The sequence below is a fragment of the Halospina sp. K52047b genome, from assembly GCF_008709855.1.
Taxonomy (GTDB): domain Bacteria; phylum Pseudomonadota; class Gammaproteobacteria; order Pseudomonadales; family Oleiphilaceae; genus Halospina; species Halospina utahensis_B.
Genome location: NZ_VYJH01000001.1, coordinates 357,483 through 373,307, shown reverse-complemented (window position 1 = coordinate 373,307; position 15,825 = coordinate 357,483). Strand labels below are relative to the sequence as shown.

Here is a 15,825-nt window from a genome sequence, read left to right as displayed (position 1 = left end):
ACTGCTGATCGGGCGAAGAGATTAGGGATGCTGTGTGACGATTCTGTTGCAGATTGACGGGGGCGAACATGTTTTTACATTTCACGCGACAATCAGGACCTCTACTCAAACACGGGCCCGCATCTTCATGGGCGGACAGAGCTGTGTTCCAATGACGTGACGGCACCGTTATGACAAGTGAACAGGACCCCGATATGCACGAAACCGCTTCCATCAGCATCGATAACGGCGATGCGGTCATTGATGCAGCCACGCTTGCGGAGTGGTTGAACATTGACCTGGAGACACTGACTCGCGCTATTGAGTCCGGCGCTGTGCGAACGCTTGTGGAGAAAGGTGAAGGAGAGGACGCTGGCCGGATGCGGCTGACTGCGCGTTACGGTGAGCAACAGGCCTGCATGATCCTGGAGGTGGATGGCCGCCTGACGCCGACCACACCCCCTCCGGACTCCCAGCGCCCGGTGAAACCCTCTCTGATGCAGCTGCTGGACGACTGAGCGGTGATTGACCGGGCACCGCGTATTCTTTAGATCTGGGTACAACCCATCCTGAATGAGGCAACATCATGGGTCAGCACAATCAGCTCCCGCAGACAATGAACGCCATGGTGCTGGAGCATCAGGGCCAGGCACTGCAGCACCGTCAACTGCCCGTTCCAGAGATCAGCCAACCGGATCAGGTCCTTCTCAGAGTTGAGGCCTGTGGTGTCTGCCGGACGGATCTGCACATTCTTGATGGCGAGCTCACGGAGCCTTCACTGCCACTGATCCCCGGGCACCAGATTGTGGGAAAAGTGGTTGCTGCCGGTAATGACGTTACCGATCTTCAGGTCGGGGACCGCGTGGGTGTTCCCTGGCTCGGCCACACCGACGGCACCTGCCGTTACTGCTGCCGCGGCCAGGAGAACCTCTGCGAGCAGGCCCGGTTCACAGGCTACACGCTGGATGGCGGCTACGCGGAATACGCCCTTGCCTACGCGCCCTACTGCTATCCCCTGCCGCCGGAAGCCGAAGCGCTGGATATTGCGCCTCTTCTGTGTGCCGGCTTGATCGGCTTCCGCACATGGCGCCTTGCGGGCGGCGAGACCATCCAGCGGCTCGGTATCTATGGCTTTGGCGCCGCCGCCCATATTCTGTGCCAGATCGCCTGCTGGTACGGCCAGTCCGTGTACGCGTTCACCCGCCCCGGCGATGAACAGGCGCAGAAGCTGGCCCGGGACCTGGGTGCCGTCTGGGCGGGCTCAAGCACCGAGGATCCACCAGACGTTCTGGATGCCGCGCTCGTCTTTGCCCCGGTGGGTGAACTGATGGTCAGTGCCCTGAAGCACGTGGATCGTGGGGCCAGCGTGGTCAGCGGCGGCATTCACATGAGTGATATTCCCTCATTTCCCTATGGCCTGCTGTGGGAAGAACGCAGCCTGAAATCAACCGCCAACCTCACCCGTGAGGATGGTCGCGCCTTCCTCGAGGTCGCACCCAGAGTCCCCGTGCGCACCGAAGTGCACGCCTACCCGCTCGGCGAGGCCAACCAGGCCCTTGAGGATCTGAGGGAAGGACGGTTCGCCGGTGCGGCGGTGCTGACCCCATAGGGGCTCAGCGATCACGTCTATACGATCAGGTGTTCTGACATAAGCTTATCCAGAAGCAGGATCTCGGGGTCCTGGACCAGCGTCCGTGTAACCGGCACCTGTTGCTGCTGATCCCCGAAGGATCCCCTTCGAACACTTGCCCGCCAGATGCACTCTGAGATTTTCCTCGATGAAATATGCACCGGCCCCATGCACCGTGCACCTTTTTGGAACACGGCCCCATGACCGCTTTACGCGATTTCACTAAATCCCCGAGATCCACGGATTGTTGCAGCAGACATACAGACTCCAAGTGTTTATCACCCAAATAACAGCCCCGAAAAAAGATCAACAGGCACAGCCAAAAAAATGAATAATAAGGAAAACCCCTCAAGCCCCAGCAACACAGGTAACAAACAGAAACATTGCCCCGCCCTGCCTGGTACTTCTGTTGCTTATTCATTGAATCGTCGTTGACTGGAGAATCCAAGGCGAAACCCGATGAATGATCTCACTGGTTGTATGTACGAACAGGGCAGCTGCCTGCCCATGGTTTGGGGATTTCGAGCTTTCCTGTGAATTCCAGCCGATCGTCAGCCCAACGCACCGTCGGACCGTTGGCTTCGAGGCACTGGCCAGGGCCCGCCGCTGCAACGATCCGGTCTCACCCGCAGTCCTGTTCTCGGAAGCCGAATCAGAGGGCGATGAGCCCTGTCTCGATATCGTTCTCTGGCAACAGGCGCTCCGCACCTATGCGAAAACCAGGCCTAATGCATGGCTGTTCCTGAACCTGAGCGCGGCAAGCGTGGTGGATTCGCGCACCGCACCGGATATCCTGGCGCAACTCGTACACCAGTCCGGCCTCTCCTGCGACCGGATTGTGCTCGAGATCGTGGAAGACGCCGTCAGTGACCAGGAAGCGCTGGCACGGTTCGTGGCCGGGTGCCGGAACCACGGATTCCGGATCGCGATTGATGACTTCGGCGCCGGTGATGCCCACTTCGAACGGATCTGGCGCATCCGCCCGGACATCGTGAAAATGGATAGGACGATGGTGGTCCACGCCGCCGAGAACGCCCGCGCTTCCAGACTCTTCCTGAGCCTGATCAGGATGATCCGCGAGAACGGCAGCCTGGTCCTTGTGGAGGGACTGGAAACCCGCGAACAGGCAGCCCTTGCCTGGGAATCCGAGGCGGATTTCTACCAGGGATTCTGGTACAGCCATCCCCGTACTGAACTGAGAACGGCCTCGGCGGAAGCGGAACCGCGGCTTTTCCTGGCCCAGCAACACTTTACGGCCCTGAATGACCAGCAGGAATCGGAGCAGATCCAGTGCCTGCGGAACCTGCGTCACGAGGTGCTTGAGACCTGTCACCAGATCGCTGGTGGCACTGCCCTCGCAGAAGCCGCAACGCATCTGCTCACGAGCCCTGGCGCCAAACGGTGCTACCTGCTGGACACCCGGGGCGTGCAACAGGGCGAGACCGCCTTCGCCGCCGGCTATGCAAGCAGGGGCGCCGCATTCAACCCTCTCCTGAGCGCCGAGGGCGCCAGCTGGTCTCACCGGGAATACTTCCGCAGTGCGACGAACAGGCCCGGCGAGATCCATCTGTCACGCCCTTATGTGGCACTCCCGGATTCGGCGAGGACGGTCACCGTTTCACACATGACCTTCACGTATTACGGCTACCGGATCCTGTGCCTCGATATCCATCCGGAACAGGCGTTTCCGGGGTCTCACCACCACCTTCCGCATCATATCTAGAGCGTCTGGCACTGCATTGCGGAGAGCTCATGATCGAGCGTCGAGAAGAAGTTCGATCATGGCCGCAGCCATCAGAGCACTGAATCCAATCTCGCCCTGATGATTGACCGAGGCACCGTGCTCCAGCAGTGTCCTGACGATTGGCAGATGCCCGTGGGAAGCAGCCCTCATAAGTGGCGTCCACTGGCAGCTGTCCTGCGCCTCAATCCTGGCGCCTCGCTCAAGCAGCTGCCGTACACGTACGGCATCGCCCTCTTCTGCCGCCACAATCAGCGGTGTACGCCCCCGATTATCACGACTTTCCAGATCCGTATCGCTGAAAAGCCAGAACGCCATGCCAGCGAAAACCGCCAGCATCAGAACAGCGCCCCAGAGCCCAGCCCAGCGCTCAAATACCGTCACAGCGGATCAACCGGTTATTACTGGGTGCGCAACGCTTCAATCCGCCAGGATCTCAGCTTTCTCGAGGAACTTCTCCCCATAGCGCCGAACGCGCTCCACATCACCAGCTTCCGACCCAAGATGCGCTTGTTCAAGATCCTCAGCCATCAAACCGGTCTCCTCACGGATTTTTGCCATTGCTTTCTCAAGCGTATAGGTCAGCCTGTGAATCTCACCCATCGGCGAACCGCGCAGATCTTCTTCCTCCAGAAGTTCTTCCATCCGCTCACTTGACGACTCAAGATTCTCAATAGCCTCCTCCAGAGTCTCAGAATCCTTGCCTTCAAAGTGATCCGGCTGATCCTCCGCGCTGACACTCAGCACGCTCAACCCCAGTGAGAGAACAACAGCATACCGGGCCAATATTTTCATAGCGCCTCCCAGACGTGATTTTTCATTCAACGCAGCAGGCAATATATCAGATTATTCTAACATTAGAACCACTGAATCTTTGTGCTTGACTAACACCTCGATAGCGAAAGATTAAAAGGATCCAGAGTCAGCAGGAACGGAGGTCAGTACCCACCCGTGCGCTTGCACGGGCAGGTGGCATCAAAGCGCCTTCGGAGGTTACATGCGGGCGTGATGGAACCGGAGATGGTCCTCGATGAAGCTTGCGATGAAGAAATAGGAGTGATCGTACCCGGGCTGGTACCTCAGGTTCAGATCAACACCGGCCTCGGTGCAGGCAGCCTCTAGGGCCTCGGGCTGGAGCTGGCCCGCCTCAAGAAAGTTGTCCGCATTCCCCTGGTCGACCAGCACCGAGTGCGCCGTGCCATGGGAGCGGATCAGCTCACTGGCATCCCATACCTTCCAGGCGTCACGGTCATCGCCCAGGTAGCCCCCGAACGCCTTCTCGCCCCAGGGGCAGTTAACCGGGTGACAGATGGGCGCAAACGCGGAAACGGACTGGTAGCGCTCGGGATTATGGAGGGCACAGACCAGGGCACCATGCCCGCCCATCGAGTGCCCTGAAATGGCCTCCTGCCCGCTGAGCGGGAAGGCGTTGTGCACCAGGTCCGGCAGCTCATCCACTACATAGCTGTACATGTGATAGTGCTGGTTCCAGGGCGCTTCGGTGGCATCAACATAGAAGCCAGCGCCGGATCCGAAATCGTAGCTTTCATGCTCGCCGGGCAGATCCGTACCGCGCGGGCTGGTGTCCGGGCAGATGATCGCCATCCCGAGCTCCGCCGCCACGCGGTGCGCGCCGGCTTTCTGCATGAAGTTCTCATCCGTGCAGGTGAGGCCCGAGAGCCACCAGAGCAGCGGGATGGACTGGCTTTCCGCCTGCGGTGGCAGGTAGATCCCGAAGACCATATCGCAGTCGAGAACCTCCGAGCGGTGGCGGTACCGCCGAAGCCAGCCGCCGAAGCTCTTGTTTTCCGAAACCAGTTCCAGTGTGTCGGTCATGGGTACTCCTCAGTAATGCAGCACGGTACGGATGCTTTCGCCACGGTGCAGCAGCTCAAACGCCTCGTTGATCTGCTCGAAGGGCATGTTGTGGGTGATGAACTCGTCGATCTTCACCTTGCCCTTCATGTAGTCATCCACATAGGTGGGCAGCTCACTGCGCCCCTTCACACCACCGAAGGCGGAGCCCTTCCAGACGCGCCCGGTAACCAGCTGCACGGGCCGGGTGCTGATCTCCTCGCCGGCGCCGGCAACGCCGATGATGATGGACTCACCCCAGCCCTTGTGACAGCACTCCAGGGCGGAACGCATGACGTTCACATTGCCGATGCACTCAAAGGAGTAGTCCACACCGCCGTCGGTCTGGTCGATGATGACCTGCTGGATGGGGTCGTCGTAGTCGTTGGGGTTCACGAAGTCGGTCGCGCCGAACTGGCGCGCCAGGTCAAACTTCTCCGGGTTCACATCAATGGCAATGATCCGCTCAGCGCCGATCATCTGCGCGCCCTGGATCACGGCCAGGCCGATGGCGCCGAGACCGAATACCGCGATGGTCGAGCCCGGTTCCACCTTGGCCGTGTTGTGCACGGCACCAATGCCGGTTGTGACACCACAGCCCAACAGGCAGATCTTGTCCAGCGGCGCCTCCTTCGAGACCTTGGCCAGGGAGACTTCCGGCAGCACCGTGTACTCACTGAAGGTTGAGCACCCCATGTAATGGTGCAGCGGCTTGCCGTTGAGGGAGAAACGCGAGGTGCCGTCGGGCATCACGCCCTGCCCCTGGGTCGCCCGCACGGCGCTGCAGAGGTTGGTCTTGCCGGAACGGCAGAACTTGCACTGACCGCATTCCGCCGTATAGAGCGGAATAACGTGGTCACCAGGCTGCAGGCTGGTCACGCCCTGACCGACCTCCTGAACCACGCCAGCGCCTTCATGGCCCAGAACGGAGGGGAACAGGCCTTCGGGATCCGCGCCGGAGAGCGTATAGGCATCAGTGTGGCAGACACTGGTGGCGGCCATGCGCACCAGGACTTCGCCCTGCTTCGGGCCCTGCACATCGATTTCCTCGAGAACCAGAGGCTTGTTGGCCTCCATGGCAAGCGCTGCACGGGATTTCATGATTATTCTCCAATAAGGCGATGGTTGGTTGCGTTTCAGTTGACTCAGTATAGGTACCAACAATCACCGCTTTAAGGCACCATACGGCAAGGGATTATTGCTGGAGAGCAACAATGCAACACTGGGACCGGATCGAGGCGTTCGTTCAGGTGGTCCGCCAGGGGTCATTCGCCAACGCCGCTCGTCAACTCGACGTTTCGAGTTCCCACGTGAGCCGGCTGGTCACGCGTCTGGAGACCCAGCTCGACACCCAGCTCCTGTACCGCACGACCCGCCAGCTCAGGCTCACGGACGCGGGCGAGGTGTACTTCAACCACTGCTCGCACCTGTTCGACGGCTTCCAGGAAGCGCTCAACGCCATTGGTGATTACCAGCAACGGCCCAGTGGCGTGCTCAGGCTGACCTGTGCCGCCACCTTCGGGGAGCGCTACATTGCGCCACTGGTCAACGACTTTTTACAGCAACACCCTCAGTTGACGGTCGATCAGGAGTTCACCAACCGCTGGGTGGATATTGTCAGCGAAGGGTTTGACGTGGGCATCCGGGCCGGTTCCATGCCGAGTTCATCACTGATCGGGCGGCGTCTGTGCCAACGTCATGAGTACGTTGTGGCGTCGCCGGAATATCTGCGGCAGTACCCGACTCCCCGGACACTGGACGAACTGTCGGCGCATAACTGCCTGCTGGGCTCCAACGACCACTGGAGCTTCGACGTTGGACAGCAGCACCGCTCTGTAAGGGTTCATGGCAACTGGCGGGGAAATTCCGGGCAGGCCCTTCTGGACGCGGTCCGCAAGGGCCTGGGGCTCGCCCAGTTACCGGACTACTACGTGTGGGAGGATCTGGCCAGTGGCCGACTTGTCTCGGTACTGGATGATTACATGTGCACTCACACCGCTGTCTGGGTGGTCTACCCGCGACACCGGCACATCTCCCCGAAAGTACGGCAGTTCGTGGATTTTCTGGTGGCGAACATGAGTGACTATCCCAACTGACGCCTCACCTCAGAGTTCTCTGGCGTCACGCTGCAACTCCCGGAAAAACCCGAGAAAACGTGCTTCCAGCTCCTCATTGTGGCGTTCGATTTCCTCAATAATACCGCCAAACCGGTTGGGGAACCGGATGCGCCCGGCGACGCGATCCAGCGCGTAGCCGATGTTGTCGAGTCGACGATAATGGCCGAACCAGTCGTCCTCAGTGATTCGGCGGGTGACCCACAGCATCCGCCGGGGCATCAGGTGTTCGTGCTCGGGCAGCTCCTGGTAGACCATCCGGATAAAGCGATCAGCATCCACATCCGAGAACCGGTTCCAATGCTTGAGAAGATAATGGTCATAGAGGATGTCGAGCGCGACGCCCGCAAAGCGGCGACGCTGCGGGGAAAACAGGCGCCTGCTGGCACAGACCTGCGGATGACGGTCCGTGTACCCATCAACCGCAAGATGATGCTCAACGCCACGGCGGACATTGCCAGGCAGCTGATCCATGGCGATGCCCCGGCAGAAGTCGCCCATGATACTGCCAACGCGTGCCTGCGGCGTATCCGGGGCCAGGAAAACATGCGCGAGATGATTCATATGTCCATGGTGCCCGCCCCGGGAGCCGACGGCAATTGACCGTCACCGATAAAGATGGCTTCCAGCCCAATATAATTGATGATGCATACAGGCTCGCCATCTCCATCGCCCGGGTGGCGCTGGGCAGCGACAGAAGCGACAATACAATCAGAACGTCAGGGACCACCAATCTGAGGGAAGCGTATCCACTTATGTCCCGTTGCTGCCCCAGTCCTGAAGGAAGCTGATAGTGGAACACACACCGGGGTTCTTACACGCGATACTTGATTCCATTAACGAGAACATCGTGGTCATTGATCCGGCTGGCGATATTCAGTACGTGAACAGATCCTGGAGCGCTTTCGGTAACAGCAACAATGCCTGTATGTCCGGCGATGACTGGCAAACACTGAATTACCTCGCGGAGTGTGACAAGGCATCCGCCATGGGGGATGAATTCGGCGCGAATGCCGCTGAGGGCATACGGAGTGTCCTGAATGGCGGCCAACCTGAATTCTATCTTGAATACCCCTGCCACAGTCCTGATGAAAAACGCTGGTTCATGATGCGGGTCGCCCCACTCCAGCTGAACGAGGCTGGTTACTTCGTGATCGTCCACCACAACATCACTGAACGGAAACTTGCCGAGGAAAAAGTCAGCGCGCTGGCGAGAATCGACGGGCTTACCGGCATCCCCAATCGCCGCGCCTTTGACGATTTCCTTCATGAGGAATGCCGCCGGTGTATGAGGCTCGGGAAACCGATCAGTCTCGCCATTGTGGATCTGGACCACTTCAAGCTGCTGAATGACACCTATGGCCATCAGGTGGGGGACGAGTGCCTGCGCCAGACGGCCGCCCTTCTACAGGAAACCGTGAACAGGCCAAGCGATCTCTGCGCCCGATACGGTGGTGAGGAATTCGCTCTGATCTGGGGTGACACGGCACAGGAACAGGCAAGGCAGCTGCTGAACCAGTTCCTTCGGAACCTGAGTGATTCAAGGATTCTCAACATACACTCGCCCACCGAGAAGTACCTCACGGCCAGCATCGGGCTGACATCTATTGTCCCCACCACGGATTCGGACATGGACCAGCTGGTTGCACAGGCTGATGACATGCTTTATCTGGCAAAAGCCAACGGACGCAACAGGATTGAATCCCAGGGCGAAGGGCACCCCGGGCAGATGACGCCATAAAGCCCCGCACTGCTAACATTAACCACAGCATCCAGTCATCGGCAGGAGCGTGTAATGAAAACACTGCTACAGATCGACTTCCCGTTCCCCGGCCCTTTTGGTGAGGGCATGACCGACGCCATGAAGGATCTGGCCATCTCTATCGCCGAGGAGCCCGGCCTCATCTGGAAGATATGGACCGAGAACCCGGAAACCAACGAGGCCGGTGGGATCTACCTGTTCCATGATGACGCCAGCGCCCGGGCCTACCTTGAGAAGCACCGGGCCCGGCTCGAGGCGTTCGGCATCACAGAGGTGAACGCCAAGCTGTTCCGGGTCAACGAGGCCCTCACCGCGATTGATGATGGGCCCGTTGGCCCCGCCTAGAGACGGCACATCATCTATTACTCAAGCAGGTTTGGGTGTTTTCTCACAACAACCGGCTTATTTGATTCACGGATCGCGACCAAACAAGCGGTTATCAAAAAAATCATCGAGGATGGTGTTGGTTAGTCGCATGATTGCGCTCGGCGGCTCACCCCGGCGGCGAGACGCGATAACAGGTATCGTAATGTCGTCGTCCGCGAGCGGGACATAGCACACTCCATCCCGATGAAGGCACTGGACCTGTTCGGGAACCAAGGTAAATCCCAATTCGGACGCGACGAGAGACAGTGCGGTCTGCACATCGTTGACCTGTTGGACCACGTTAACGCGCAGGCCTCGACGGTGGAACAGGCCAAGCATCAAATCGGCGAGGTTAGGACCCGGACCGCTGGGAAACGTGAGCATTGGCACTCCGGACAATTCCGCCATGGAGGGCGAACCTTCGGCCAAGGGGTGAGATGCCGGCAGAGCGGCCAACATTGGTTCGTTGGAAAGCACCTCCTGCTCCACGTTCGGATCGTCGATGCGCAGCCTTCCAAATCCGATATCAATCCTTCCGGCCTTGAGCGCCTCCACCTGCTCCCGGGTCTTACTCTCTTCCAGTACGATTTCCAGATTTTGATTACGCCTCAGGCGCCGGACCATCATTGGCAGCTGTCCATAGAACACTGACGGAACAAAACCAATGCCGAAGATGGTCTTGCCATGCTGCGCGATGCGCCGCGCGTCCTCCGTTGCCGCATCGATCCGTCCCAGTATCTGGCGCGCCTGATCGAGGAAATATTGACCCGCCTCGGTCAGAACCAGCCCTCTTGAGTGGCGATGGAACAGCGGTGCTCCAACCTCATCCTCCAGTTGCCGTATCTGTCGTGTCAGCGGTGGCTGCGCGATGAACAGCTTCTCTGATGCCCGCGTCAGGTTCAGCTCCTCCGCCACGACAACGAAATATCTCAGGTGCCTCAGCTCCATCCATACCTCCAAGGTATTCCTTACTACTTAATCAATATTGGTCGGGCAGCTTCAACCATCGTAGCTTGGATGTCAGACATTCTTCAGTTTTGTTGCGGAGTCGCCAATGCAGGCCACCATCCAGTCCATCGAGGCCATACTGGTCGACATCCCGACCATCAGGCCCCACAGGCTGTCCATGACAACCATGGGGCTTCAGACCATGGTGATCGTGCGCGTAACCGATTCGGATGGCTGCCAGGGCCTGGGTGAAGCCACCACCATCGGCGGACTCGCCTACGGCCCGGAAAGCCCTGAGGGGATCAAGCTGACCATTGATCACTACATCACTCCCTGGCTGCTTGGTCAGTCACTGGACAGTATCAATACCCTAAAGGTAAGGCTGGATGCTGTCATCCGTGGCAATCAGCTGGCGCGTTCCGGTGTGGAGACGGCGTTGCTGGACCTGCAGGGGAAGCGGCTCAACCAGCCTTTGTCCGTGCTGCTGGGTGGCGCGGTCCATTCCCATATACCCGTGCTCTGGACTCTCGCCAGCGGGGATACCGAACGCGATATCGATGAAGCGCGGACGCTTCTTGAAAGCGGATGGCATCGCGATTTCAAGCTCAAGATTGGGTCCGGTGCGCTCATGGAGGACGTCCGTCATGTTGCGGCCATCAAGAAGGCTGTCGGTGACCGCGCCAGCATCCGTGTTGATGTGAATCAGGCCTGGGACGAGGCGACAGCAGCGCGCGGCATGGCAGAGCTTCAGGCGGCCGGTGTTGACCTCGTCGAACAGCCGACCTCCAGGCGGCACCCCGCTGTGCTGGTGCGGCTTGCCGAGAAGTTCCAGATCCCGATCCTTGCGGATGAATCCGTGGCTGATGGAACCGATCTTTACAACCTTGCCGCTGCCGGTTTCGGCGGCGCCGTGGCCATGAAGATCGGCAAGGCCGGTGGCCCGGCACGGGCCCTGGAGCAGGCTGTGGTGGCCCGCTCGGCCGGCATCGGTCTGTATGGGGGCACGCTGCTCGAGGGCACTATAGGTACGGTCGCCGCCCTGCATGCCTGGTCCACCCTCGAACCACTGCACTGGGGCACGGAGATGTTCGGTCCGTTACTCATGAAGGACGACATCGTCGACCACCCCCTGACCTTCCACGACAACGGCGTGGCCCTTCCCTGCGGTCCCGGACTGGGTGTCGGGATCGATGAGGGCAAACTCAGCGAATACCGGCGCCAGAGCGTCTGAAGGAGCAAAACGATGCTGTTCAAGGTTGAGATGACCGTGAATCTGCCGGCGGATATGCCGGATGCCACCGCCCAGGCCATCAAGGGCCGGGAGAAAGCCTATGCCCAAGAGCTGCAGCAGCAGGGCAAGTGGCGGCACCTGTGGCGGGTGAGTGGCACCTACTCGAACGTGAGCATCTTTGATGTCACGGACAGCCAGGAGCTGCACGAACTGATCAGCGGCCTGCCGCTGTTTCCCTACATGGATATCGAAGTGACGGCGCTTAACCGCCACCCGTCATCCATCCACGAGGACGACCGCTGAGCGCGGCCGTTCCCGGTTAATACCTGTTGCCAGACAACAATAAAAGACGCGAGGAGAAAACCATGTCAGTCAGCACAATGCACACAGACGACGTCAGAGAGCTGCTCCATAAGGTTGCCGGCTTCGATCAGGCGGAGGGCCAGGAGCGGGTCAAACAGATCCTGCACCGGGTGATGCACGACCTTTTTCAGATCGTTGAGGACTTTGATGTCACACCGGAAGAGCTCTGGCGCGCGGTCTATTACGTTGGCGAACTGGGCCAGAGTGGCGAGGCGGCCCTGGTTGCCCCGGGGCTGGGCATTGACCGGTACCTGGATATCCGCATGGATGCCGAGGACGAACAGGCTGGCCGCGATGGGGGGACGCCGCGCACCATTGAGGGGCCGCTCTATGTGGCCGGTGCACCTCTCAAGGATGGCTATGACCGCATGGATGACGGCACCGATACCCAGGCCGAAACCATGATCCTCTCCGGCCAGGTAACCGATGAGAACGGTCAGCCCCTGCCAGGCGCGGTGGTGGATATCTGGCATGCGGACAGCAAGGGAGCCTATTCCTACTTTGATCCCTCCCAGAGTGACTACAACCTGCGCCGGCGCATCCGCACGGACAGTGATGGGCGCTACAAGGTCCGCAGCATTATTCCTTCAGGCTATGGCTGCCCCCCGGATGGCCCCACCCAGAAGCTGCTCAGCCTGGTCGGCCGCCACGGCCAGCGCCCGGCGCATATCCACTTCTTCATTTCCCGGCCCGGGTACAAGCACCTGACGACCCAGATCAACCTGTCGGATGACGATTACACCTACGACGACTTCGCCTTCGCGACCCGCGGTGAACTCGTCCGGGATGCCGTAAGAATCGACGATCCGGAGACAATCCGCGCCAATGGTCTCGAAGTCCCCTACAAGGAAGTGCGCTTCGATGTGCAGCTGGTGGCGACCGAGGACGAATCACTGCAGACCCGCCACGAACGCCCGCGGGCCCAGGAAGAGACCAACAGCTGAATACACGACATAACCAGTACAAAAACAAGTAAGGAGTTTTCCCATGCAGTTTCACGTTTCGGGCTATCAAACCGGCGATCCTCTCACTATGCCGGCTGAGGGTGTGGGGGTTGATCGCCCCCAGGACCTGCCAGAGACTATGGATGTTCTCATCGTGGGCTGTGGGCCTGCTGGCTCAATCGCGGCAGCACAATTGTCACAGTTCCCGCATATCAATACACGCATGATAGAGAAGCGCGGCCACCGCCTGGAACTGGCCAATGCCGACGGCGTCCATTCCCGGACCATGGAGACCTTCCAGGCATTCGGGTTTGCCCATGAAATATATGAGGAAGCACACACCATAACGGACATGGCGTTCTGGAAACCGGATCCTGATGATCCCCGGAACGTCGCTCGTGAGAGCAGTGTCCGGGAGCTTCCAACCAAATTCAGTGAATGGCCCATGATGCTCATCACGCAGGTGCGTATCATTGATCACTTCAACCGTTTCATGAAGAACGCTCCTACTCGAATGGAGCCGGACTACGGTTATGAGTTCGTTGATTTTGAGGTCTCTGAAGATGAGAACGCTGAATATCCAGTCACCGTCACACTCCGCCGATCAGCAGGCCCTGACGAAGGCAGCGAGCTCAAGGTACATACCAAATACGTAGTTGGAGCCGATGGCGCGCGTAGCAATGTTCGCAAGTCATTGGGATACAGGCTCCGTGGCGACCAGGCCAATCAGGCATGGGGTGTCATGGATGTGCTCGCAGATACAGACTTCCCTGATGTGCGCAAGAAATGCACCATTAAAGCCAACAATGGCCATTCCATTCTGCTGATCCCCCGCGAAGGTGGATTCCTCTTCCGCCTTTACGTGAACCTTGGAGAGGTTGCTGAAGGCGATAGTGGAGGCGTCCGGCAAACCCCACTTGAGGATGTGATCGCCAAAGCTCAGGAGATCATGCATCCCTATAAACTGGATGTTAAACACGTGGTATGGAACTCGATCTACGAGGTCAGCCACCGCATCACGGACGATTTCGATGATCGGAGCTCGGATCGAACCGACAGCAACGATCCCCGCATATTCATTACGGGAGACGCATGCCACACCCATTCGGCACAGGCAGGCCAAGGGATGAACGTTTCCATGCAGGACGGCTTCAATCTTGCCTGGAAGCTGGGCCATGTGCTTTCTGGCAACAGCCCCGAGGAACTGTTGCACACCTATGCTGACGAACGCAGGGATGTGGCATACCGCCTCATCGAGTTCGACAAACAGTGGTCCTCTCTCATGGCTGAATCGAACGATCAGCTCCAGGACCCACAGGAAATGGAGAAATTCTACACGCAAACCGCCGAATTCAACGCCGGCTACCTCACGGAATACGAACCATCGCTGATCACGTCAGATCACCGATACCAAGATCTCGCAGCAGGGTACCCGCTGGGGCGCCGGTTCAAGTCGGCAGAGGTAGGTCGGATATGCGACCTTGTACCTCTTCACATCGGCCACCAGCACACGGCTGATGGTCGCTGGCGCGTGTATGTATTCGCCGATACGCCCGCGCCCGGAGAGTCGCCAGTTCTGAGGAACTGGTCAGAGTGGGCGGAGAAAACTCTGTCTCCTGAGCTTTTCGACCTCAAGCTGATCCATCAGCAAGCCTACACCGACTTCGATATGTCAGATGTACCGTCCGTGTTCAAACCCAAGGTTGGCCATTTCCAGCTGACGGACATGGAGCATGCTTTCGGTATCCTTGAGGATCACGACATCTTCGAAGAGCGCTCAATCTCCAGAAATGGTGCTGTGGTGGTCGTACGTCCAGATCAGTACGTAGCAGGCATCTTCCCTCTGGATGACACAAAGGAGCTGACGTCGTTTCTCAGTGGGGTTTTCCCTGCAATCCATCCTTAAGCATCACCTCTCAATCATGAGACGGTGACGCACCTGCGCCCATGATGACCGGAGTCAGGATGGCTCCGGTCATCACTGAAGAAACTGTTTAGGGCCTTGAGCCAGGTTATTTCGGCACCATCACAAAATCGAAGTTAGCCTTCCACTGAGTATCCCCTCCTGTGTTTTCAAGGTAGTTGAGTATAAGCGAGTCCTTGACCCCGAAAACCGTATCGGAAGTCAGGTAAGGGTCCCCTGACACAAAAGTGTGGGTGACGATACGCTCGAACTGTGGGTGATCAAGCATGAAATGCATGTGAGCGGGCCGCCAGGCATGGCGCCCAAGACATGACAGCATCTGGCCAACAGGACCGTCATCAGGAATCGGATAAGGAACTGGTTTGATGCCAGCAAACCAATAGCGTCCGTCAGCACCAGTGGTAAAGACACCGCGATTATTCCATTTTGGTTGCTCATCTGGTTGTTGGACGTCGTAAAACCCATCACTGTTATCGGACCACACGTCGATCCGAACTCCTTCTATCGGGTTACCATCGAGATCCAGAACACGCCCCGCATAGAGACATGACTCTCCCTTACCATCGAGCGATAGATTGGCGCCCATCTCCCGCTCCGGAGCCCCGTCCAGGTGAAAGGGACCAAAGACGGTGTTCTCCGTCGCTCCACTCGGGCGACGGTGTTGAATGGCGTCAACCAACATTGAAACGCCCAGGGTATCCGAAAGCAGAATGAACTCCTGACGCTTGTCGTCGCTCATGTGCCCGGCTCGGGTAAGGAAGTCGATCGCGACTTCCCATTCCCGCTGTGTCAGCTCAACCTCCTTAACAAAGTCATGAAGATGTCTGACCAATGACTCCATAACCTCACGAAAACGAGGCTCTACAGCCTCGTCTATGCGCGCATTGACCGCCTCTGCGGAGCATTCCTCAGTGAAACTGTCGATATAGGCCATGCCGTATTCCTTTAACGTAGTTGTGTTCAGAGGTG

Annotated in this window: 17 protein-coding genes; 10 read left to right on the top strand and 7 right to left on the bottom strand. The window is 58.6% G+C overall.

All coding sequences use genetic code 11. The features are described from left to right. The first annotated feature begins 170 nt into the window (after positions 1 to 170). The 3 genes from F3089_RS01860 to F3089_RS01850 all read left to right on the top strand — a co-directional run bounded on the left by F3089_RS01860 (position 171) and on the right by F3089_RS01850 (position 3,332). Positions 171 to 497, top strand: a complete 327-nt coding sequence (locus F3089_RS01860) for a DUF6522 family protein (RefSeq protein WP_151439143.1) — start codon at positions 171 to 173, stop codon at positions 495 to 497. 98 nt (positions 498 to 595) lie between these two features. Beyond that, positions 596 to 1,588, top strand: coding sequence for a zinc-dependent alcohol dehydrogenase family protein (locus tag F3089_RS01855; protein ID WP_151439274.1), 993 nt, complete (start codon positions 596 to 598; stop codon positions 1,586 to 1,588). Positions 1,589 to 2,072: 484 nt separating this feature from the next. Further along, complete coding sequence (locus F3089_RS01850; RefSeq protein WP_151439142.1) at positions 2,073 to 3,332, top strand: sensor domain-containing phosphodiesterase; 1,260 nt, start codon at positions 2,073 to 2,075, stop codon at positions 3,330 to 3,332. 27 nt (positions 3,333 to 3,359) lie between these two features. Here the strand turns inward: F3089_RS01850 and F3089_RS01845 are convergent, their stop codons facing one another. The 4 genes from F3089_RS01845 to F3089_RS01830 all read right to left on the bottom strand — a co-directional run bounded on the left by F3089_RS01845 (position 3,360) and on the right by F3089_RS01830 (position 6,305). Beyond that, positions 3,360 to 3,734 (bottom strand): ankyrin repeat domain-containing protein, encoded by a 375-nt coding sequence (locus F3089_RS01845; protein ID WP_151439141.1) that lies wholly within the window; start codon positions 3,732 to 3,734, stop codon positions 3,360 to 3,362. A 36-nt stretch (positions 3,735 to 3,770) separates the two neighbouring features. Then, the gene (locus tag F3089_RS01840; RefSeq protein WP_151439140.1) at positions 3,771 to 4,145 is read right to left on the bottom strand and encodes a DUF6746 family protein; all 375 of its coding nucleotides are present in this window, start codon (positions 4,143 to 4,145) and stop codon (positions 3,771 to 3,773) included. Positions 4,146 to 4,343: 198 nt separating this feature from the next. Next, a complete protein-coding gene (gene fghA / locus F3089_RS01835) occupies positions 4,344 to 5,186 on the bottom strand; it encodes an S-formylglutathione hydrolase (RefSeq protein WP_151439139.1) in 843 nt (280 codons plus the stop codon). Between the two features lie 9 nt (positions 5,187 to 5,195). Then, entirely contained in the window at positions 5,196 to 6,305 is a 1,110-nt protein-coding gene (locus F3089_RS01830; protein WP_151439138.1) for an S-(hydroxymethyl)glutathione dehydrogenase/class III alcohol dehydrogenase, read from the bottom strand. 113 nt (positions 6,306 to 6,418) lie between these two features. Between F3089_RS01830 and F3089_RS01825 the strand changes: the two genes are divergently transcribed. Further along, positions 6,419 to 7,300: a LysR family transcriptional regulator gene (locus F3089_RS01825; RefSeq protein WP_151439137.1), complete on the top strand. Its 882-nt coding sequence runs from the start codon at positions 6,419 to 6,421 to the stop codon at positions 7,298 to 7,300. 9 nt (positions 7,301 to 7,309) lie between these two features. On the opposite strand, the gene F3089_RS01820 is transcribed toward F3089_RS01825, so the two are convergent. Next, complete coding sequence (locus F3089_RS01820; protein ID WP_151439136.1) at positions 7,310 to 7,882, bottom strand: acyl carrier protein phosphodiesterase; 573 nt, start codon at positions 7,880 to 7,882, stop codon at positions 7,310 to 7,312. A 229-nt stretch (positions 7,883 to 8,111) separates the two neighbouring features. On the opposite strand from F3089_RS01820, the gene F3089_RS01815 reads away from it, so the two are divergent. Together F3089_RS01815 and F3089_RS01810 are read left to right on the top strand one after the other, a co-directional pair. Next, complete coding sequence (locus F3089_RS01815; RefSeq protein WP_151439135.1) at positions 8,112 to 9,059, top strand: sensor domain-containing diguanylate cyclase; 948 nt, start codon at positions 8,112 to 8,114, stop codon at positions 9,057 to 9,059. Between the two features lie 54 nt (positions 9,060 to 9,113). Beyond that, positions 9,114 to 9,425, top strand: a complete 312-nt coding sequence (locus tag F3089_RS01810; RefSeq protein ID WP_151439134.1) for a monooxygenase — start codon at positions 9,114 to 9,116, stop codon at positions 9,423 to 9,425. 66 nt (positions 9,426 to 9,491) lie between these two features. Here F3089_RS01810 and F3089_RS01805 read toward each other — a convergent pair whose 3' ends face one another. Next, positions 9,492 to 10,394: a LysR family transcriptional regulator gene (locus F3089_RS01805; protein ID WP_151439133.1), complete on the bottom strand. Its 903-nt coding sequence runs from the start codon at positions 10,392 to 10,394 to the stop codon at positions 9,492 to 9,494. A 106-nt stretch (positions 10,395 to 10,500) separates the two neighbouring features. Here F3089_RS01805 and F3089_RS01800 point away from each other — a divergent pair, with 106 nt between their 5' ends. The 4 genes from F3089_RS01800 (at position 10,501) to F3089_RS01785 (ending at position 14,838) form a co-directional block, all read left to right on the top strand. Then, positions 10,501 to 11,625, top strand: coding sequence for a muconate/chloromuconate family cycloisomerase (locus F3089_RS01800; protein WP_151439132.1), 1,125 nt, complete (start codon positions 10,501 to 10,503; stop codon positions 11,623 to 11,625). Between the two features lie 12 nt (positions 11,626 to 11,637). Then, a complete protein-coding gene (catC, locus tag F3089_RS01795) occupies positions 11,638 to 11,928 on the top strand; it encodes a muconolactone Delta-isomerase (protein ID WP_151439131.1) in 291 nt (96 codons plus the stop codon). A gap of 62 nt (positions 11,929 to 11,990) precedes the next feature. Further along, positions 11,991 to 12,932, top strand: coding sequence for a catechol 1,2-dioxygenase (gene catA, locus F3089_RS01790; RefSeq protein WP_151439130.1), 942 nt, complete (start codon positions 11,991 to 11,993; stop codon positions 12,930 to 12,932). A gap of 43 nt (positions 12,933 to 12,975) precedes the next feature. Further along, positions 12,976 to 14,838, top strand: a complete 1,863-nt coding sequence (locus F3089_RS01785) for an FAD-dependent monooxygenase (protein WP_151439129.1) — start codon at positions 12,976 to 12,978, stop codon at positions 14,836 to 14,838. Positions 14,839 to 14,944: 106 nt separating this feature from the next. On the opposite strand, the gene F3089_RS01780 is transcribed toward F3089_RS01785, so the two are convergent. Continuing rightward, positions 14,945 to 15,790, bottom strand: coding sequence for an intradiol ring-cleavage dioxygenase (locus F3089_RS01780; protein WP_151439128.1), 846 nt, complete (start codon positions 15,788 to 15,790; stop codon positions 14,945 to 14,947). Positions 15,791 to 15,825 lie beyond the last annotated feature (35 nt).